Annotated in this window: 15 protein-coding genes and 1 tRNA gene; 7 read left to right on the top strand and 9 right to left on the bottom strand. The window is 47.4% G+C overall.

All coding sequences use genetic code 11. The features are described 5' to 3' along the window. Positions 1–61: 61 nt before the first annotated feature. The gene (locus tag MSMTP_RS16035; RefSeq protein WP_048181516.1) at positions 62–706 is read left to right on the top strand and encodes an HAD family phosphatase; all 645 of its coding nucleotides are present in this window, start codon (positions 62–64) and stop codon (positions 704–706) included. A gap of 42 nt (positions 707–748) precedes the next feature. Here MSMTP_RS16035 and MSMTP_RS16030 read toward each other — a convergent pair whose 3' ends face one another. The 3 genes from MSMTP_RS16030 to mtaC all read right to left on the bottom strand — a co-directional run bounded on the left by MSMTP_RS16030 (position 749) and on the right by mtaC (position 4,471). Continuing rightward, on the bottom strand, positions 749–1,888 hold the full coding sequence (locus tag MSMTP_RS16030; RefSeq protein WP_048181513.1) for a UDP-N-acetylglucosamine--N-acetylmuramyl-(pentapeptide) pyrophosphoryl-undecaprenol N-acetylglucosamine transferase: 1,140 nt from the start codon (positions 1,886–1,888) through the stop codon (positions 749–751). A 409-nt stretch (positions 1,889–2,297) separates the two neighbouring features. After that, positions 2,298–3,683 carry a methanol--corrinoid protein co-methyltransferase MtaB gene (gene mtaB, locus MSMTP_RS16025; RefSeq protein ID WP_048181510.1) on the bottom strand — a complete coding sequence of 462 codons (1,386 nt, stop codon included), beginning with the start codon at positions 3,681–3,683 and terminating at the stop codon, positions 2,298–2,300. A gap of 14 nt (positions 3,684–3,697) precedes the next feature. Then, the gene (gene mtaC / locus MSMTP_RS16020) at positions 3,698–4,471 is read right to left on the bottom strand and encodes a methanol--corrinoid protein MtaC (protein WP_048181508.1); all 774 of its coding nucleotides are present in this window, start codon (positions 4,469–4,471) and stop codon (positions 3,698–3,700) included. A 1,424-nt stretch (positions 4,472–5,895) separates the two neighbouring features. Between mtaC and MSMTP_RS16015 the strand changes: the two genes are divergently transcribed. Together MSMTP_RS16015 and MSMTP_RS16010 are read left to right on the top strand one after the other, a co-directional pair. Then, on the top strand, positions 5,896–6,750 hold the full coding sequence (locus MSMTP_RS16015; protein WP_197076105.1) for a winged helix-turn-helix domain-containing protein: 855 nt from the start codon (positions 5,896–5,898) through the stop codon (positions 6,748–6,750). A 106-nt stretch (positions 6,751–6,856) separates the two neighbouring features. Next, entirely contained in the window at positions 6,857–7,648 is a 792-nt protein-coding gene (locus MSMTP_RS16010; RefSeq protein ID WP_048181505.1) for a winged helix-turn-helix domain-containing protein, read from the top strand. Positions 7,649–8,096: 448 nt separating this feature from the next. On the opposite strand, the gene MSMTP_RS16005 is transcribed toward MSMTP_RS16010, so the two are convergent. From MSMTP_RS16005 to mutS, 4 genes are all read right to left on the bottom strand, one after another. Beyond that, entirely contained in the window at positions 8,097–8,684 is a 588-nt protein-coding gene (locus MSMTP_RS16005) for a cobalt-precorrin-7 (C(5))-methyltransferase (RefSeq protein ID WP_048181502.1), read from the bottom strand. Between the two features lie 62 nt (positions 8,685–8,746). Then, entirely contained in the window at positions 8,747–9,766 is a 1,020-nt protein-coding gene (locus MSMTP_RS16000) for a cobalt-precorrin-5B (C(1))-methyltransferase (RefSeq protein ID WP_048181500.1), read from the bottom strand. Positions 9,767–10,334: 568 nt separating this feature from the next. Next, the gene (gene mutL / locus MSMTP_RS15995; RefSeq protein WP_048181498.1) at positions 10,335–12,404 is read right to left on the bottom strand and encodes a DNA mismatch repair endonuclease MutL; all 2,070 of its coding nucleotides are present in this window, start codon (positions 12,402–12,404) and stop codon (positions 10,335–10,337) included. A gap of 312 nt (positions 12,405–12,716) precedes the next feature. Continuing rightward, positions 12,717–15,434, bottom strand: a complete 2,718-nt coding sequence (gene mutS, locus MSMTP_RS15985) for a DNA mismatch repair protein MutS (RefSeq protein WP_048181492.1) — start codon at positions 15,432–15,434, stop codon at positions 12,717–12,719. A gap of 278 nt (positions 15,435–15,712) precedes the next feature. Between mutS and MSMTP_RS15980 the strand changes: the two genes are divergently transcribed. From MSMTP_RS15980 to MSMTP_RS15970, 3 genes are all read left to right on the top strand, one after another. After that, complete coding sequence (locus MSMTP_RS15980) at positions 15,713–15,898, top strand: hypothetical protein (RefSeq protein ID WP_231582825.1); 186 nt, start codon at positions 15,713–15,715, stop codon at positions 15,896–15,898. Positions 15,899–16,302: 404 nt separating this feature from the next. After that, the gene (locus MSMTP_RS15975; RefSeq protein ID WP_197076104.1) at positions 16,303–16,773 is read left to right on the top strand and encodes a tetratricopeptide repeat protein; all 471 of its coding nucleotides are present in this window, start codon (positions 16,303–16,305) and stop codon (positions 16,771–16,773) included. A gap of 852 nt (positions 16,774–17,625) precedes the next feature. Further along, positions 17,626–18,021: a DUF1699 family protein gene (locus tag MSMTP_RS15970; RefSeq protein WP_048181488.1), complete on the top strand. Its 396-nt coding sequence runs from the start codon at positions 17,626–17,628 to the stop codon at positions 18,019–18,021. Positions 18,022–18,257: 236 nt separating this feature from the next. On the opposite strand, the gene MSMTP_RS15965 is transcribed toward MSMTP_RS15970, so the two are convergent. Further along, positions 18,258–18,332: transfer RNA gene (locus MSMTP_RS15965), tRNA-Pro, on the bottom strand. Positions 18,333–18,531: 199 nt separating this feature from the next. Then, positions 18,532–19,212 carry a CDP-alcohol phosphatidyltransferase family protein gene (locus MSMTP_RS15960; RefSeq protein ID WP_082090665.1) on the bottom strand — a complete coding sequence of 227 codons (681 nt, stop codon included), beginning with the start codon at positions 19,210–19,212 and terminating at the stop codon, positions 18,532–18,534. 213 nt (positions 19,213–19,425) lie between these two features. Here MSMTP_RS15960 and MSMTP_RS15955 point away from each other — a divergent pair, with 213 nt between their 5' ends. Then, positions 19,426–20,583, top strand: coding sequence for a (Fe-S)-binding protein (locus tag MSMTP_RS15955; protein ID WP_048181485.1), 1,158 nt, complete (start codon positions 19,426–19,428; stop codon positions 20,581–20,583). Positions 20,584–21,048 lie beyond the last annotated feature (465 nt).

Raw genomic sequence — 21,048 nt, 5'->3', positions numbered from 1 at the left:
TATTCTCTTCGATTGGTATTTTCGCAACCTTTATTATAGATTACGACAATTTCCGGGACAGATGTTCAAAGCAATCATTTTTGATGTTGACGGCGTCCTTGTGGATTCCATGCAGTTCCACGCCGATGCCTGGATCGCAGCCTTCCGGGATGTGGGCATTACCATTAAACGGGAGGACATTTACGAGATCGAGGGCTCGAACGGGTGGGGGATTGTCAGGTCCATCTTCAAAAAGGAGGGGAAAATTCCCGAACCCCATCACCTGGAAGAAATCCCCCTGAAAAAGAGGACTATTCTTGATTTCGAGCGGATAAAGCCCTTTGAAGGCATTGTTGACGTGCTGCAGGACCTGAAAAAGAACTTCACTCTTGCCCTGGTCTCAGGTTCCGACCGCAAGATCGTTGAAAAGATGATCGAGCACTTTTTCCCCGGTATATTCGAGGTTACAGTTGCCGGGATTGATGTCGAGAACGGAAAACCCGCCCCGGACCCTTACCTGAAAGCAGTGGAGATGCTGGGGTTCGAAAAGGAAGAGTGCATCGTTATCGAAAATGCCCCCATGGGAGTGGAGGCAGCAAAAGCAGCAGGGCTTTACTGCGTGGCTGTTCCGAGTACGCTGGGACCTGAAAAGCTGCAGCACTCTGACCTGGTGCTCGAGAATCACCCCGCTCTTTTGAGATACCTGAAAAATCTAACTCCTTCTTAAATTATCTCTCCTTGCTTTGTGGAGGCCTGGATGATAGCTTTTTCAGGGTTCTTTTACCCTCACTTCTCTTTCGAGAAGTTCCCTGACGGCTGCCGGACCATCCAGCGTTTCGGCAAGTTCCCTTGCTCGCCGGGTCTTTCTGGCATATTGTTCTTCTTCCAGCAGTTCCCGGATGCAGGCAAGGATGGCCTCAGGGCGGGTCAGGTAACTCAGACGCTTCCCAAATCCCATTTCTTCAATCATGCTGGCGTTATTTTCCTGTTCATTGTGTTTTTCGTCCGGAAAAGATAGGATGGGGAGCCCGAAAGCCAGGCTCTCAAGGAGGGTTCCATGCCCTCCGGCAGTGATTACAAGGTCCGAACCCTTAAAGTAGGGGAAGGGGTTTTCCGTGAAGCCCGTGAACTCGACATTCTCCGGGATTTCCGGGAACTGTCCAGGGTCGATCCCCGGGCCCGTTATGAAGGTATAGTTGATGCCCGGATCCAGTTTTGCGGCTTCGAGCACGCTTCTGAAAATTGCTGCCCTGTAGCCAAAGGCGCCGATGGTTGAGAGGACGTTTGGGTGGGGAAGCGTTTTTGCCTCGACTTCCCCGCATTTCCACCTGATCAGGGGTCCGCTGAAAAAGATCGTGTCATTGATGTCCCCTGGGAGCACAAAGTTCCGCCGGTTGACCGAGTAGGGGAGCGGGTAGTCCGGGACTACGATCCCGTCCACGCTTCTGAAGATCCGGGTATAAAAGCCTTTGACAAGCTTTCCGGCCAGCCCTACAAAGGGTCCTTTATTCCGGAAAAACTCTGCCATATTGAACTGGTGCCCGACAAAGTAAACAGGGATTTTCCTGTATTTTGCTGCAAGGATTCCCAGGTAATACCCGTCGGAAAGTACGACGTCCGGCTCGATTTCTTTCAGCAATTTCAAAATTTTCAGTATGTCCCCCGGGCTGGAATTTTGGAGGGTTTTTGCAATGGACTTTCTCATGCTCAGGGAGCCTGCTTTTCCCACAAGAGTCAGTTCCGGGGGGATTTCGCATGCTATGTATCCTGTTTTTTCGACCAGGTCCTTTGAGTAGCCGTACGCCCCGAAGTACACGTTATGCCCTGCGGTCAGGAACTCTTTTCCAAGGGCAAGGCAGCGGCTTGTGTGTCCCAGCCCTTCTCCGCACATTAAAAGCAAAATTTTCATTCGGTGTAGCTCCTTCTCCTCTCCAATCCATGGCTTCTCTCTACTTTAATTCTTTCTTACTGCTTCGTTGTTTAAAAATATCTATTTTGGGGGGGAGGTTTCGATTAAAACCCGTGGAATTCATAGGTGGCATTATCCGGAGAAGTGAAATTTGGCAAAATTGGGTGGGGTTGGAATATGAAAGTGAAGGCTAAATTTGAGTAACAGTAGGGGTGAAATCGGAAATGGAATTGAAGATTAAATCGGAGTAAAATCAGAATCGGAATCGAAGTAAAAATGAGCTGAAACTGGAATCGAAATCGAAGTAAAAATGAGCTGAAGCTGGAATCGAAATCGAAGTAAAAATTAGAGGTGGGTGAGATTGGGATGAAATCGGAATCGAAAAAAAGAAAAAAAGAGAACTGGGGGCTTAGAAGCCGTAGTTCTCCGGAAGGAATACCTTGACTTCGTTCTGGTACTTGGTAAGGCAGTCGTCCATGAACTTGTCCATGTCGTCAGGGAGGGCATCGAGGGCTGCTTTTGCGTCCTTGAGTGCGCCTGCTTCGAACCTGGAGATTGCGAGCTTGCCTGCGATCCCTTCTTCGACAATGTTGCAGCACTCGATTGCTGCGTTCTTTGCCCTGAGGTAAATGTTGTCGCCGTCCTTGACGATTGCTTCTCCGACCTTGTATGCGTTGTCGTATGCAAGCACATAGCCCTGGGGGTCTCTGTACCTGTCAGAGAGCATGAACATGTCCCTGAGGACCTTTTCGTTTCCTGTCTCGAGTGCGGTGTTCATGAGGGCACAGTCGTATGCAAGGGATTCTCCCCAGCACTGGACACTTGTACCGCCGAATTCACCGTGGTACTCAACGGATTCGTTGGACCAGACGTCACAGCACTGCATGATGAGGTTACCCATAACATCGGAGTGAGCGCAGGTGGAGGTCTTACCTTCCTGAGCCATCGGCATGCCGGTGATGGACTTGATGATGACGTTTTCGTAGCCACAGTCCTTGCCGGGGCCAAGTGCGCCGTTTTCGTATGCAGCGAGGGACCTGGGTGCGGAGATTGCCCTTGCGATGATTGCGAGGGTGTGGGCGAGGTTCTTGTCGAGCAGTCCACCTGCAATGAACATTGCGGTGTTTGCCTGGGCACAGTCTGTGTCCCCTGCTGCAATGGTGCCGGTTTTCTTTGCAACTGCTGCGATGTCGGACCAGATCATGTCCATGTCAAGGGTGCCGAGACAGCCGATACCGTAAAGCATACCTGCGATATCGTTCCTGAGGATTGCGTGGTCGAATACTTCCTTACCACCCATGCTTTCCACGGAAAGCAGGTCAGCGCCGTTTTCTGCGCACTTCTCGAAAGCTTCCATGAACACGGAGTACTTGTCTCCTCTGAGCTGGAGGAAGTCCCTGTTTTCACGGATGTCACCGATGGTGTGGCGCAGTGCGCACTTGATGCCGTATTCATCATGGTACTCTTCCATGATGGTCTTCTGGGCGTGTGCAACTTCTGCTCCCCATTCGGGGTTGTTGGACATCTGCTGGACATGTTCGGTTTCGAGGATAACTGCGGGGAAACCTACCTGGACCATTCTCTGCATGATGTCGGTGGTGATCCTCTCGTATTCCTTTACGAGTTTTTCCTTGGATGCACCGGCTTCAGGTCTGGGGGCGTAGTTAACTTCAGGAATTGTGTAGCCAGCACCGATCTCGAGGCCGAGACCTGTTTTTACTGGGTGCTTGGTTTTTCCGAAGCTCATCTCATCTGCGCTTGCGTATGCCATTGAAGTGTATCTGTTTGCTGCCATCTATCTCGCCTCGATTAGTGCTTGTGGAATACTTCTCTTAATGCTGCAATGTTGGAACCTGCAATGATTGCATCAGCGATCTTGGGTGCGTCTGCGGCTTCTTCTCCGTAAACACCGAGTTCATACTGTGCAACGAAATCCTGGTTCACTGCACCGCCGCCACATGCGAATGGGACATTGAGGCCTTTCTCGACCAGCTTGTCGTTGACTTCCTTGAAGGCATACATGGTGGTGGTCATGAGTGCGGTTCCGGTGACCATGATAGGCTTGTTCTCTTCGACTGCTGCGACGACTTCGTCAACCGGGCAGTCCCTTCCGAGGTCAACAACGTCGAAACCGTTTGCCCTGAGGAGAGCGGTTACGATGTTCTTGCCGATGTCGTGGACGTCACCTTCTGCTACGTGGCAGACAACGGTTCCCTTGGTTTCAGGGGCAGTCTCGGAGTTTTCCTTGCAGAATTCGATACCATCGAGCATTGCGTCGGCAGACATCATAACGTTGGGGAGGAAGATGACACCGTCGTCGTAGAGCTTGGTGACAACAGCCATTCCGACCATAAGTGCATCGTCAATAAGGGTAATTGCTTCCTTGCCTGCATCGATTGCTGCCTTGAGTCCCTCTACGACGTCGTCTTCTTCACCCTCGAAGATGGCTTTTGCGATTGGGTAGATGAGTTCGTCTTTCGGATAAAGTTCTTCTGCGGCTTCTTCAGGAGTCATTTCCTTTTCCAGAGCCACATTGTATCTGGTTAAGACTTTGTTTAAGCTTTCTTCTGTAAAGTCCAGCATATTTTTAACCTCCATTCTAATTTCAGCAAAAAAAGGTCCCGTTATCGCAGCCGTAAATGGGGTGTGCGGATCCCATCGGGCACCGGGTATTTCCGTTAAGCTGTAGAGGCATCTGTGCCTTTCTGTGGCATGCGTTCCTGGAAAGCCCACAGAGATTTCTGTTAAAAACAGGTGTATTTTAGGACTTTCTGCTTTACATACCTGTGAAAGACCTTTCTTCCACTTTATGCTCTGGATTTTTTCCTTTTTTTGAACATTCCATGCCCATATCAGGACATGTAACGCACAGCATAACGTGGCATCATCAAATATACCATAAACGACGGGAATTTTTTCCGGGTTTTGACGGGGATACATGGGTTAGAAAATTTTGAACCTGGTATGTGGCTTCCGGGGGTATTGTATTCGGGGGACATTGCTCCGGATCACCATACTCAAAAATTCGGGAGTGCCTTCTCAAATCTCTCTGGAAAGACCTTTGCATTGTATGGTGATGCGCAACTCTGCAAATATCTTTTTGTATATCGGCGTGTGCAGATGTAAGTCTGAGGGGGTGCGCAGATATGGTGCAGATTGGAGTGTGCAGATTGGAATGTATATATCTAAGTCTGTAGAGCTGTGAAGACGGATAATATATGGGTGAAATCATTGAAACTGTGTACCAATGCGGTGGCATCTGTGTCGGTAGTTTCAGTACCATGTGATAATTATTCTGGAATGATCAACCTTAGTCTAACTTGGTTAATATCGGTTGCACTTGGTAAAACCTGGTGAAAATGTTTGATTTCGTTGGGCAGCGATAAATGGGTGCATATATGATAAAAAATAAATAGGGAGAAAATACATATAAAGGCGTGGTGAGAACGGGTCTGAAATGATTTCATACTAATACTAAAGGGGTTCTGTGCCTGTTTCGGGGGATAAGTCTGCTCTGTGATCTTTTTTGGGAAAAAATATTTAGAACAGCTACCTTAAATATTTTAAAGGCTCGGTTTTAATTAACCCGTTTGCTGAAATAAACCCGATTGAAAATTTTGATCTCCCTGTTTAGATTTCCTCCTATACATTATATATTAATTGCCTCTGTTTACGTTGTTCTAATTATCTTTCCATGGCTTTTGATGCTGTTTTTCTCTTGTATCTTCCGGGTTTTCATCTCTCTTTATTTTTTTATTTTTGCTGATAGTTTGCTTCTTAAATTATTCATCCATATTTTTTTATATAAATGAGATGTGGATAATTCCTGTTTGTGATTAATTCCTACACTCCCTGCTTTTAGTCATGCATTAGAGGGAGGCATCCGAATTTTCTGTTTGCCTTCGGGAGGACCCTAAATCCCGCTTAGTAAGGCACGCAGATGATGAAGCTTATTATTATCCTGAAAACACCCAACCCTAAAACAAAGTGAAATCAAAGTGGTTTTTATGCAACCTGAGTTATTAGATGTCGTATTTCGTTCCAGAAAAAGAAGTGACCTGCTTTTGCTCCTGGGAGAGGAAGCCAGAACAATCGAAGAAATAAAAACCATTCTTGACGTTTCCCCCACGGCCATCCTGCCTCAGATCAAAAGGCTTACAGACAGCAGCCTTGTGGTTCAGAGGGAAGGGTATTATGAATTGACTGGCCTGGGAGAAGAGGTCGTCAAGAAGGTCCGACCTCTTGTCGATGTCCTGACCCTGCTCGAGCGAAACGACTACTGGCTGGAGCACGACCTTAGCGGAATTCCCCAATATCTGCAGGACCGGCTCGGAGACCTCAAAGATTTCCGCCTGATCGAACCCGCCCCTTGCCAGATTTTTGAACCCCGAACGGAAATCGTAAATTTCATTTCGGCTTCAAGTCATTTGATGGTTTTCTCTTCTTTTTTCAGGCCCGAGTTCCTGCCTATTTATTCCAAGCTCGGCAGGAAGGGTGCAAAAGTTTCCCTGATCTTAACTGAAGCGGTACTTGAAAAAACCCTGCACAATTATGAACGGAAGCTTAAGAAATTTACAGATATGCCCAATACCGAACTTTTCGTCTGTAATGATGGGGTTAAGCTTGCCGAACTTATTGTATCTGACCAGGGAACTCTGGTCTCCCTCTTTGCTAGCAACGGTAGGTTCCACCACGATCATGCTTTCTGTTCAGATTCCCAGGCTCTCGACTGGGCAAAGGAACTTTTTGAGTTCTATAAATCCCGTTCCAGGTTAATCGAGGACTCAAGGGGGATGGAACGTTTTTCCTGTACTTCCGGAACCGACTTCCTGTCCGAATCTCCCCTTTTCAGTTTGCAGTAACAGGTACGAAAGTTTCAAAAAATGGCTCAGGAGACAGTTTTATCTCTCTCTCTCCTGACTCCCGGTTTTTTAAAATACACGATGCTATTTCCGGAGGTTGATTTGAATGACCATGGACCTGCAGTTGATTGATACGATTTTCTTTTCGGAAAAAAGAAAGAACCTTCTCATGTTCCTGATGGAGGGGCCTAAAACTATCGATGAGATCAAGACGGAACTCGATGTCAGTTCCAGCCCTATCATGGCCCAGATCCGGGTCCTGTTAAAGGACGGGCTTCTGGTGCAGAAAGAGAACCTTTACGAACTTTCGGTAAAAGGAAAGTTAATTGCCCCCAGGATGCAGCCTCTGCTTTCCACTTTCCGGGTCTTTGATGAGAACCATGAGTACTGGGCAAGCCAGGACCTGTACACCCTTCCGCAGTACCTCCGGGAAAGGCTCGGAGAGCTGGGTTCATGCCGGGAAATCGTGCCTGATAAGACTCATATCTTCGATTATCCTCCTGAGATTATGAACAACCTGTACAGGGCAAAAACAATCATGGAAATTTCTTCCTTTTTCCGCCCCGGCTATCCGGGGCTTTATCTGGATCTTGTCAGGAAAGGCGTCGAAGTTTCAATTGTCCTTGACCAGCCCATATTTGAAAAACTGGCTTCGGAACACAGGGCTGATATGGAAGCTTTCATAAGCATGGAAAATGCAAGCCTCTATGTCTGCGAGCATAAAATCGAACTTGCTTCCAGTCTTGTAACGGACCGGTTCACTTCCATCTCCCTGGTTTCCAAAGACGGGAGGTACTATAACCACGAAATGGTAAGCTTTGAAGAAAGCGCCTTTGCCTGGGGGCAGGAACTTTTCGGTTACTACAGGGATATGTCGAAACAGATTACCGAGCTCTGATTATAACGAGCTCTAATTATTGGGGTAACTATTATGGTTACTTTAATGCCCTTTCATTATGGAAATAACCTTTATTGTTACTTCACTACCTATCAATTACGGAAATAACCTTTATGGTTACTTCACTACTTATTAATTATGGAAATAACCTTTATGGTTACTTTAATGCCCTTTTATTATGGAAATAACCTTTATGGTTACGTCAATGCCTATCAATTATGGTAATGCCCTTTTTAATTATTCAACTACTTTTTTTGTTTCTCCGGATGCCCATTATAGTCATCAGAATGCCCATTTTATGCATTCCGGCGCCCTTTCTATGATCGGCTCTTAATTCTAAATATCGCTGTGTTTAAATCCAATTTTCACATGTCCTTCTTTGGGAAAGGTCGCCTGTTTCTCAGTCAGTGAGAGCTCAGGTGTCTGAAAAATGGATCAAAAAAGGTTTTCAACGCTTCTGCACTACCATAAGCCCGTAAAGGATAGTTTCTGCAATCGGGGGATTTTCAGGGGTCCCTTTTGCAATCCTCTCTTCCGGGTAGCCGAGGTTTTCGCAGGTGTAGAGTTCTGCGGAAAGGCCCATTTCCAGAAGGACCCTGGCAACTTCTTCGGAGCCGAATTTCGAGTCGGGAAGCAAAAAGACATTCCTCCCGTTTTTCAGTTCCCGGATCAGTTCGGCTTTTGCGGGCTCAAAGTCCCTGCCGTGGGCGGTAATCGCTGTGAGGTTTGTAAGGTTCACTCTTGTGCGGGCACAGGCTACCTGCATTGATGAGATCCCCGGGACCACGGTATCTTTTTCCCCGGCAAACTTCCCGAGGCCGGAAAACATGGGGTCTCCCGTTGACAGGACCACGGCGTCGTCGGGCAGGAGGTGGAGGGACTTGTAGTCCTTGATCGTGTTTGTCTTGCAGGTGATGTATTTCTGTGCAAGTTCAAGAGCCCGTTTTGCGCCGTAAACGATCGATGCATTCTGAATAGCCTCGATCCCTTCTTCCGTGAGCATGCCGGGCCCGACCCCGACTCCTATCACTATCATGCTTTTTTACCTCTGTCCGCTTTTGTATTTTAATTCTCACTCAATTCTCACTCAATTCTCACTCAATTCTCACTCTTGCTGTCCATCAGGACCGAGCCGTCCCTTTCTATGACAACGATCCTTGCCCCGTTTCCTTTTTCGATTGCCATCCGGAAGGCTTCTTTCAGGCGCTCGTGTTCCGGAGCTTTTTTAAGCATCTCCACGACTGTGGCATAATCGCTTCCTTCGAGCATTTTAGGGTTGCCCCATTTCAGGACCAGACCCGGAAGGCCGCAGATCACGATGTCTCCCGAGGCGGACTCGAGCCCTTCGGAGATCCGGCTCCCGACCATAACCACGGTATATTCAGGGAAAAGCATGTGGGAATAGCGCATCCCTATGCGCCCGGTGGTCAGGACCACTTTCTCGGTACCGCGGATCAGGTCCCCTTTCATCTCGCCAAGGTGGTCATTCCAGGGCTCAACAAAGCCGGTGCTTCCGAGGACTGAAATCCCTCCTTCGACTCCTATCCTGCTGTTCAGGGTTTCTTTACCTATCCTTTCTCCCTCGGGAATCGAAATAGTGACTTCCGCTCCCCGCAGGCCCAGTTCTTCCACGGCTTCCTGCACCGCGGCTTTGATCTGTCCCATGGGGTTCGGGTTGATTGCAGGCTGGCCCTTTGGGACCTGTAACCCGTCCCTCTTTACGACCCCTATGCCCTTTCCCCCAAGGATGCGGATCCCGTCAGCTTCCCTGGCTTCGCCCACGAACTCAAGGCCGCGGGTGATGTCGGATTCGTGGTCATTCCGGATCTTTTTCACAACGGCACGCCCTGGACCCGATTCGCTTACTTCAAGGTATGCCCTGAGCCCTGCGGGGGTCGGGACGGAAACGCGGTCAACTGTTTTTTTAAGGGAGAGCACCGCGGCTTTTGCTGCGGCAGCGGCAGTGGTCCCGGTGGTGTACCCGCGTTTCAGAACAGACCCGTCGCTCAGGACGACGATCATTCCGGATGCCACTTTTTCTTCCACTTCTTCCCTGGGCATCCTGGTGCGGGCTATCCATTCTTCCGGGATGTCAAAATTGTTAACGGGATCTATCATGGATGATATTCAGGGGTTTTTTGTATAAATATATTGATGTGGAAATTTGGAAATATCCTTGATTTCTCCTGCCTTATTTGAAAATATCCTTGATTTCTCCTGCCTGAACCTATTAGGAAATTATCCTGACTGAAAACATCCTGAACAAAAAAAGACATCCGAAAACAGTTTTAAGAAAAGGTGTGAAGAAAAGGTGTGGCACCATTCCAGGGTGTTGGGGGTATTTCATTCGTTTTTTCTGGAAATGGGGGGTATCCAGGTTTTGGGAATGGGGGGGTTTCCATTCTCTTATGGGGGGGTTGGTGTGTGAAAAATAGCCCGGAATGGTGCCTATTCAGATGTCAGTTCTATGCCTGACACCCGCCCCCAACTCATCAGTTATATTATATATACTTTTAGCAAATACTTCTTGTTTTTTCAAGAATGACAATTGTTGACATGGGTAGTAATTGTTAATCTATATACCTAATCTATGTCCTCATGGTAGTGTTTTTCAATTCTGCTAAAATAAGCTTTTGCCTGAAGAGTTTAATTATTTGTTTTATGTTGGGGGGTGAACCCTGAGGATTCACTGGATTCTGGCAAACATCCGGTCAAGTTCCCCTCTCGTGAAGGTGAGGACTGTGGGCCTGCCGTGGGGACAGGAGTAGGGATTTTCCGCCTGTTTCAGCTGCTCCACCAGTTCTTCCATCTGCCGCAAACTACAGGCTGCCCCCCCTTTGATTGCCGCCCTGCAGGCCATGGTCTTGCAGACCTGTTCGGAAACTCCCGTGTCCTTTTTGATCTTTCCGCCCGCAAGAAGCTCCGAGATGAGGTCGTGGATAATCCCCGGGTCTTCCAGGCGCCCGAATACGTCCGGCACGAAAGTCACCACATAGGTGTTGTCCCCGAATTCCGAGATTCCAAAGCCGTGTTCTTCAAGGTAGGGGATGTATTCTTCCATGAGCACCTTTTCTTTCGGGGTCAGGTCTATCGTAATCGGGGTGATCAGTTCCTGGACCCTGTTCTTCTTCATCTTCAGGATCTGCTCGTAGAGGACACGCTCGTGGGCGGCGTGCTGGTCGATGATCACAAGGTCCTCCCCTTTTTCGGCAAGGATATAGATCTTTGAGACCTGACCAATGATCCGGAGGTCTTCAAGGGGGTCAGTGTTGGCTTTTTTATTTGGCTTTTGCTCCGGATATGCCCTTTCTACCCTTTTTTCAGTCCCTTTTCCATTCCCTTCCCCAGTCCCTTTTTCTATCCCCTTTTGTGTCCCTTTTTCTTTCCTTTCTTCTTCTGTCTTCTCTTCTGTCCCTTTTTCTTTCCTTTCTTCTCTTGTCGCTTTTTCCTCTTCCTTTTCTTTTCCGGCTTCTTTCATCTCATTCTCGCTGGTAATACCCAGAAGCCGCTCCGACCTTTTCAGCCTTCTTTCGGTATCCTTTACCGGATAACTGTAGGTTTCGGGTTTTTCCCTGAAGAGTTTGCTTCCGCCTGCCGGAACTTCCGCGGCTCTTCCGATGTCTTTTCCGGGACCATTCTCGGGCTTTTCCGAAACATCCGTTTTTTCATGGATCAGCACCCTGCTCTCCGGCTCCCGGACTTCCAGGGTTTTCTGGTGGGTTTTGCCTTCCTTTTCCCTTATCTCGGGAGCAAGCCCGTGTTCTGAAAGGGTCTTTTCCACGGCTGCAGTCACTGCATTGCTGATTTCCTTTTCCCGGCTGAAGCGGACCTCTGCTTTTCGCGGGTGCACGTTTACGTCCACCTCCTGCGGGTCGAGGGTGAGGGAGAGCACAGCTACAGGGTAGCGTCCTTTTGGAATTTTCGTATAGTAACCCTGGCGTATGGCTGCGTTTACGGCTTTTGAGCTCACGGGGCGGGTGTTTACAAAGAGGAATAGCTGGTCTCCTGTCCCCCGCGTAAGTTCGGGCTTTGAGACACAGCCCCGGATAACAACGTCCCCTGTCAGGGATTCCACGGGGAGCATGGACCTGGCAGTTTCGGGGCCTAGCAGGTTTACGACACTGTTCAAAAGCTCGCTTGAGGCGGGGTTTCTGAGGACGGGCTTTCCGTCGCTGAGGAGTGTGAATGAAATCTCAGGGTTTGCCAGGGCGAGTTTCATTACAACTTCCGTGATATGGGCAAGTTCGGTCTTGTCGCTTTTCAGGTACTTTTGCCTTGCCGGGGTGTTGTAAAAGAGGTCTTTTACGTGTACAGCTGTTCCCGGAGCCGTGCCGATATTCGAGCTTTCCTGCACCTGCCCTCCGTGGATAAGCACCTTCGTGCCTGCGAGTTCTTCGGGGGGCCGGGTCAGGATTTCCACTTTCGCGATAGCAGTAATAGAGGAGAGGGCTTCTCCCCGGAAACCCATGGTGGCTACGGTGTCCAAGTCTTCGATTTTCGTAAGCTTGCTTGTTGCGTGTTTTTCATATGCTAGCAGGGCATCTGCCCGGCTCATCCCGCAGCCGTTGTCCCTTACCAGAATCGATTTCTTGCCCCCTTTCTCGACCTCGATCCGGACCTCGGTGGCTCCGGCATCGATTGCGTTGTCTACAAGTTCCTTTATGGCGGATGCGGGACGTTCGATCACCTCCCCGGCTGCGATCTTATTTATTGTATCCTTATCAAGGATCCTGATTTTATTTCCCTGCCCTTCCATGCCTCGTTCTCCTTTTTTCATTTCGTGAGATGTAATTTGATGTAATTTGATGTAATTTGATGTAATTTGCTAGCTCTTTCAGTTCGTGATGCTTAACCTGGCAGCTTTTTCAATTATAGTCCCGAACATAAATATTTACACTTTCTTTATAACCACGGAAGACACCGAAAGCACGGAAGGATTGTGCCCCTATTTCTTTTATTCCGTGTTTTCCGTGCTTTCTGTGGTTAAACTTTCACTTGAGATTGGTGAAGGAATTTGGGTCATTGACTATAGTGAAACTTAACAAGGCAGCTTTTCCGTTAGTGAAACTTAACCCAGCAACTTTTTCAGTTCGTGAAGCTTGTTCATGGCTTCGAGGGGTGTCATATCGTCCACATTCAGCCTTTTCAGGGCGACTTCCACGGGGCTTTGCCTGTTTGCCTGCGCCTGGGTCCCGCCTCCGCTGCCGGGGTCGAAAAGCAGCATCTGGGTGTAGCGCGTGGCTGCCTTGCCTTTTTTCCTTTTCCCGTTTTCCCCTTCTTCAGCTTCTTCAAGCAGGTTTTCCCGTTCCAGTTCCTTCAGGATCTCGTTTGCCCTGTCTATCACCTTTTCCGGGACTCCTGCAAGCCTTGCAACCTGGATCCCGTAACTCCGGTCCGTTGCTCCTGGCACGATTTTTCTCAGGAAGACCAGTTCATGACCTTCTTCTTTTACTGCGATGTGGTAGTTTTTGACCCGCTTTAATTTTTCTTCAAGGGCTGTCAACTGGTGGTAGTGCGTGGCAAAAAGGGCTCTTACCCCGACCTTTCCCCGGTTGTGCAGGTACTCAACCACGGCTTTTGCGATGCTGTACCCGTCGTAGGTGCTTGTCCCTCTCCCTATCTCGTCCAGGAGGACCAGGCTTTTGGGGCTTGCGTTGTTCAGGATGTTCGCAAGCTCAACCATCTCTACCATGAAAGTACTCTGCCCGCTTGCCAGGTCGTCAAAGGCCCCTATTCTCGTAAAGACCTGGTCCACGGTCCCGATGGAAGCATGGGACGCCGGGACAAAGGAGCCTGCCTGGGCCATGATTGCGATCAGGGCGCTCTGGCGCATGTAGGTGGACTTTCCTGCCATGTTCGGGCCCGTTACAAGTAAAAACTGTTTTTCCTTGCAGTCCATTTCGGTATCATTAGGAACAAACCCCCCGGGGACGGTATTTTCCACAACAGGGTGTCTTCCGTCTCTGATCAGGATCTTGCAGTCCTCGGTCAGCTGGGGGCGGACGTAGTTGTTATTTTCGGAAGCCTCTGCAAGGTTTGCGAGCACGTCCAGGGTCCCGGTGCTTTCCGCTGTCTGCTGCAGTTCCCTTGAGTAGCCTGCAGCGGTTTTAGTGATTTTTGCGAAGATCTCGTATTCCAGGGCCACGGCTTTTTCGTTGGCAGAGAGGATCAGGCTTTCTTTTTCCTTCAGTTCCGGCGTGAAGAAGCGCTCGGCATTGGTCATGGTCTGCTTTCTGATGTAGTCTTCGGGCACCTGGGCGCGGTTAGCGTTGGTAACTTCGATGTAGTAGCCAAAGACCTTATTGTACCCGACTTTCAGGGACTTTATCCCGGATTTTTCCCTCTCCTTTTGCTGGAAAGCGGCAATCCATTGCTTGCTGTTGCTTGCAATGTCCCTCAGTTCGTCCAGCTCTTCATTGTAGCCCTTTTTGATCATCCCGCCTTCCCGGACCGTTAGAGGCGCTTCGTCCGCGATTCCCTTTTCAATCAGTTCTGCCAGGTTTTCGAGTTCTGAGAATGCTGCGAGTTCCTTTCCTATCTCTTCCAGGAGTTTCGAGTCGGTCTTTTCGAGGAGGCAGTCCCTTACGGGCACAACGGCTGTCAGGGACTTTTTCAGGGCTACAAGGTCCCTTGCGTTGGAGTTTCCGTACACGATGCGGCCAACCAGGCGCTCGATGTCCCGGACCTCGGAGAGCCAGTTCCGGATGTCATAGCGGAGCAGGGCGTCTCCTGCCAGTTCTTCCACGGCGTCCAGCCGCCGGTTAATAAGTTCAACGGAAAGGAGCGGTTTCAGGAGCCATTTTTTCAGGGTCCGGCTCCCCATGGGGGTCTTTGTGCTGTCCAGCACCTTGAAAAGCGAGTTTTCATTCCCGCCGTCCCGCACATTTTTCACGATTTCCAGGTTGCGCAGGGTTATTGCGTCGAGCACCATGAACTCGGAGTTCGAGTAGGTCCGCAGAGTGTTTATGTGGGCAAGGTCCCGCATCTGGGTGGTCTTTGCGTATTCAAGGGCTGCCCAGGCCGAATATACCGCAAACTCCAGGTTTTCACAGCCCATTCCTTCAAGGGTCGCAACCTCGAAGTGTTTTTTAAGCATCTCTCCCGCTTCCCCGGGCTCGGAAAGTTTGGGGGCGAATTCGTGGACAATGGTCTGGTCCCTTAGCCGGCCTGCAAGTTCGGGGTTTCCGTAAAGGGAAGGGGGCAGGATGCACTCTGCCGGGTGCATGCGGGCAAGTTCACTCATAAGTTTTTCAAAGTTTTCCGAGTCCCTGAACTGGGTGGTCAAAAACTCCCCTGTTGAGATGTCCAGGAAGGAGACTCCCAGTTCCATTTCCCCGGGGTTTTTGTCGCTTTTGCCGCTTTTGCCGCTTTTCCCTCTTTCCCGGCCTGCTACTGCCATCAGGTAGTTATTCGAGGCGTCGGAAAACATGGAGGAATCTATGGCTGTCCCCGGGGTCACTACCCGGACAACACCCCTTTTTACGACTCCCTTTGCCTGTTTCGGGTTTTCAAGCTGCTCGCAGATTGCCACGTTGTACCCTTTGTTGATTAGCCTCGGGAGATAGGTGTCAATGGCATGGTAAGGAATTCCTGCAAGCGGCATCCTTTCCCCGGATTTATCCTTTCCCCGGGCGGTAAGGGTAATTTCCAGTTCCCTTGCGATTGTCTTTGCGTCTTCCCCGAAAGACTCGTAGAAATCGCCCATCCGGAAGAAGATGAGGGCATCAGGATATTCTTGCTTTGCTTCATAGTACTGGCGCATTGCAGGGGTCATCTGGTTATTCATTTTTTATTCCACTGTAAGCTGTTAAGTCGATTTGGTATAAAATAGAAAGTCGAGCGCTGTTGGTAGGATCAAATCATCCCGGTCGAATTATCCCCGGTAAATTAGCCTAAATATGATGCCGCAGCTCAGCCGGCGCTCACTATTGCCGGATTGCTTCAGCTTTAATTTTATGCTTTTTGAATGCTATTCCTTTATGTGAATCCTGCTTCTTATATATAATTTAACAATTCGGCGTTGTAAGCCGATCAAAGGGGGGAACTTCTCTGAAAAAGGAAAAATTGATCGAGGTCTGCCCTGTCTGCGGAAACTCGGATCTCTACTACGAGGTCGGGGGGTATGCCGGCAAGGTCTACCACTGCAAGGAATGCGGGTATATGGGAGCCTTCGTTGTCGAAGGTAATGAGGAAATGGTTGAGAAAATCCGGGAAAAGTATACGCGTGAAAAGGAGAAGGGGAAGGAGTAATAGATTTACGTGAGTTTTCCAGGTCTTGCATGCTTTTAATTTCCGTTTGATGTCACGGGGCTTAACATTTACAAAAGCTGTTCCACTGGGTTTGATAGGTTTATTTCATGTAACTATTCAGCCTACCAAAATCAGGCTATTGACATTGATTTTGACGAATTAGATAAGTCTTATTACTTACTGAGATAAAATGAAAAAACACAATCAACCGCCAACAATTAAAGAAAAGGCATATGCTGAAATTTGCCCATTGAATCTTACTAAAGATGGCTATTGATGTTGTTTTGCTTAGGCTGAATAGTTACTATTTCATAATGATTAGAGGGGCACAATCGGAAAGAAGTAAGTTTATACATTTTTGACTTATATCCATATTTATGAACCTGTTTAAAAAAATTATCTCATTGCTTTTCAAAGAAAATGGGCATGAAAGTGCCCTCAATGAGCCTTTGAACAAAGAAAATGAACATGAAAGGGCACTCAATGAGCATTTGAAATCACTGGGAGTTAAACCCGGAACTTACGAGGCGTGGATCAATATAGGTCTTGTTCTTCTCTCACTTGAAAGATATGAAGAATCACTCAAAGCCTATGATCAGGCATTAAAATTGAATGAAAATTCTGGGGAAGCATGGATGAATAAGGGTTTCATCCTCTCTAAGCTTAAAAAATATGACGATTCCCTAAAGGCTTATGATAAAGCATTAGAAATAAATCCAAATCTTGCTGAAACTTGGTTTAATAAAGGTCGTGTACTTCAAAAACTGGGTCTGAATAATGATGCATTGGCTTGTTATGATAAAGCTCTGGAAATCACTCCTAAATACACAGAGGCTTGGTATCAAAGAGATAATCTTCTTGAATCATTCAAATAGCTGAGTTTTCCGTAGATATTTTTCAAAAATCTAATTTGAGGGACCCATTCAGAACTAATTTGCTTATAGAACAATTATTAACTGTTCCTGTCTTTTAGGACATCATGAGCACTATTAATAGTTCCAGCACTTTAGTTACAAGCTCCTCTACTCAAGTCATACCGGGGGAATTGTTTATTGCAATTTTTCTCATTTTGATATTCTGCATTTTCTACTTATTTTACAGGAAAAAGAGAAAGTGACATTTGCGAAACACATCTGTAATCTTTTTTGAATTCTTCTCCCAAAGCTACAAGGTTTTTGGATTTGCCTGTGGATAAACGGGGTTCTCACCGCCCGCCTCAGCGGGCGGCTTTTTCCGAGAAATTGCATGGAAAATGAAGAAATGCCATTCCTGAGCGTACACTGTACGAATATGAACTCCTGAAATATGGAACCATGAAAAACAAGTCTAGCAAACATGCTGGCAAGATACAATCTACCTTATTTGGAATGTCACAGCTCATGTATTTTTATCCATTTTTTCTTTTTTAACTTTTCTGGAAAGGCCGCCTGCTTCGAAGTCGGTGAGTGCCCCGGGATCTGAAATCGAATGTCAAAATCCTGGGAATGGCCTTTAAATATCAACTCAAAAAAGTGGGAGTTCACATGTTTAAGTAGCAGGTCTTATTTGGGATTTTTTATTTGCAGTCCCATCTTCTGATAATATTTTATCCCAATCTCTAAAAAATTTAATAGTGGTGTAATAAAAGCCAACTTTTTTAACTGAGGGCTCTCTTACTTGCAATTATTGGCAAGTTATTCCCCCCTCTGTACAGTAATTTCTGAAAAACCCCTTAAAATGTGATATATATGAAACTTCGTGTTGTAAGTTCAAAAGAAGAAATCGATACATTAAATGAAAGTGAAGAACTCATTCACTTTGCATTCAGGCCTTCCAACAAAGATATATTCAAACTTATTATAAGGTGTCCGAATGTAAAAGCGATCCATGTCCCTTCTTCATACAAGAAAACCATTTCCAGCTCTGCCCAGATGTACCTCTCAATGCAGGGCATTGCCTTACTTGAGGGTGATGTATGGGGCCACAGGAAAGACATCAATGAATATTCGGAAGTTCCCCCAAATGTTTTTGACCGCATAACGGAACTAAAGTCCGAAGGGCTTTCCGAGCAGGATATTGTTGAAAAGATTAAGGGAGAAACAAAACTCAGCCCTGACTTTATAACCTTTATTATGTCTATCTGATGTTTTTAAAAAACCGCATGTTGGCCGATGAAATCCTGGTCGGCTTTCATTTTCTTTTTTTGATAGTGCTGTTTCTGGCATTCCTGATAAATATTCAATAAAATCCTATTTTTAAAAATCGAAATCCTGTTTTAAAAACTGAAATCCTATTCTTAAAAACTGAAATCCTATTCTTTAAACGAAATACGAAAGCCAGAACTCTCTGTGAGAAAAACAATTAGAAAATAAGAGTTTGATGGGGCCGCTGAGATTTGAACTCAAGTCGCAAGACCCCCAGCCTTGCAGGATGGACCAGGCTACCCTACGGCCCCGCAGAGTAGAATTTGCTTCTTAGATGACAATTCTTGGTTTGCTTGCCATCGTAAACTATTGTAATCAAATATGTGGTATAAATGTATGTCGGTACGAATATGGAATTTGGGTTCTTTGTTAGTATTTTTGTTTGGTTGTCGTTGTGAGGAAAAGCTATCCTTTTTTTTCTATTTGCTCTTTCTTTCTCGCTCCGGATTCTCAAAAACCGGGGTCTGAAGGGCCATTCAGGAGAGTTTTTGCCCGGAGGACCCTCTGGATTATGGTTATGTGGGAAAACACGGCTATAAGCATAATTGCCCCGCTCAGCAGTCCTGTCAGGGCTCCGAAAGCGAGGATAAGCATCCTTTCCGTGCGTTCGGCTACCCCCACACTGAGCTTCCGGCAGCCTGCGGATTCTGCCCTGGCGCGGGTGTAGCTTACCAGGAAAGAGCCTATCAGGGCAAAGCCTGCCCAGAGCCAGCTATCAATCTCCAGAATGGGCGGAAGCGCGAGTTTTCCATTTACAGCCCCTGCTATGATCCCGAGGAACATCAACCCGTCGGAGTAGCGGTCGCAGACCGAATCAAGCACTCCCCCGAAAGGGGTAATAATGCCTTTAGCCCTTGCAACTCCCCCGTCCAGGGCATCGAAAACTCCACTGAAAAGAATCAAAAGCCCCCCTTCGAAGGGCTTTCCCAGGGCAAATACCGCACCTGCGGCCACGCTCACCACAAACCCCATCAGTGTTAGTGTGTTCGGGGAAAAGGGAATTAAACGGGCGAATGGTGTTATTTTTTCCCTTACGCTGTTTTTCAGATCGTTGAATATTTCAATCCCCTCCTTCCTGGCTGAAATGATTTTCTGCCATGGTACTCTGAATCCATGGTACTCTGAATCCATGGTATTCTGATTCGTCGAAATGATATGGTACCTTCTATTGAATATGGTAAGTCTTGCTATTGAATATGTCTTTTATTGAATATCCTGCTATTTGTCTTATCTTTTTTGGGAAGATGGAGGAAACAGCCGGTCTTTTAAATAGTGCCGGCGGGATTCCGATAAAGTTTTTATCTGGATGTTTAATTTTTCTTCTGAATACGCGGTGATATAAAAATGGATCTTGTAGACAATCACAGGGAAAAGTGCACACAGTGCGGGCAGTGCCTGGACGTATGCCCGATGTATGATGACATTGATTTGCTCGAGCGCCTTTACGGATACCTTGAAAGTAATTCTGAAATTGACCCTGATTCCTTTCTCAGTTGCCTGACCTGCGGGCTCTGCGGAGAGGCTTGCCCCGAGGGTCTGGGGATCAAAATGCTGATCTCCCCGGCCCGGCAGAAGTGGGTGGGCGAACATGGCCTCACGGACCGGCAGACCTTGATGGATCCTGATGCTGAAAATAACCTGGTAAAAAAAGTCGCTGAAATGAGCGAGGTTCCCGAATTCCGGGTTGGAAAAGGTTCCGTGGTGTATTTCCCCGGCTGTGCCAGCGGTTACATTAACACCAATATGGCAAAGGCTGCTGTTGCCCTGCTTGAGAAAGCTGGAGTTGATTACACGGTCATTAGCGGGGTGGAATACTGCTGCGGGGCGGTTTCTGCAGGTGCGGGGAATCCGGGCCCTATCCGCCGGAATGGGCAGAAGAATATCGAGGAAGTCCGGAAGAGGGGAGGGAAAATCCTGGTCACAACCTGTCCCGGCTGCTTCAAAGCCTTCAAAGAAATGTATCCCAGGATGTTCGGAGACCCGGGTTTTGAAGTCCTGCAGATTTCCCAGTACCTGGAACGCCTGGTCCGGGAAGGCAAACTCAAGCCAGAAAAGGTTCTCGAAAACAGGGTATTTTATCACGATCCCTGCCACCTTACCCGGGGAATGGGCGTGTACCGGGAAGCCAGGGAACTGCTGGAAGGCATCCCTGGGACGGTTCTCGCAAACAAAACTCCTGAAAATTCGGCATGTTGCGGGTTTGGCGGCGGTGTAAGGCTTAACTATCCTTCCGAATCCCTGGCTGTGGCCTCGGACCGCTACAGGGTTGCGGGGGAATTGGGCTGTGGTCTAATCATAACCAACTGCGCTGGCTGCATGCAAAACCTCGTGGAAGCCGGGCTGGATGGGGAGTCTGGGAAAATAGAAGTTTTTGACCTGGCCGAATACCTGGCTCTTAGTTTCGGAATTGAAATCGAACGTGATGATGGGAAAATGCTGGAAGTTGTTAACACGGCTTACAGGCTCTGTGTTTCAGGTTACGGGAAAAATGATTCCCCATAAATGATTTGCCTTGTAAAATTACTCACAAGCAATCATCCATAAATTATATATTCGATCTCAAGTCAAAAACTATATTATATATTGTTATATGTTTTTGTACAGGAGTCTAAGGTGATTCTTCCCCTGTCCTTTTTTTATAAGACTCCTCCTTTCTCCTCTGCAATAACTATTTTTTTATATTTTTTTGCCCGGTTCCGTTTTCATTTATTTAATATTCTCATCGCCAGGAACTATTTTTTTATGGGCCGGGTGGTGTTTTTTTTTGAAGGACTGGTTTCTTGGGGTTTTTTTCTAGTATATAATCTTTTTGTTTTTGAGCTTAGTATGGTGGGGCACATTATTTTTTTACACAGTAGGTTGAAAGGTCGATCGAAAATAAACTTTTTTTTCCGTTTTCTTCCTGAAAATATACTAATATTTGTAAAAACAGTATCTAGAAAGGTCATATCATTATGGTGATTTTAA

Source organism: Methanosarcina sp. MTP4 (assembly GCF_000970045.1).
GTDB lineage: Archaea > Halobacteriota > Methanosarcinia > Methanosarcinales > Methanosarcinaceae > MTP4.
The sequence above is the reverse complement of the archived record's forward strand: the minus strand, read 5'-3'. Positions and strand labels throughout refer to the sequence as shown.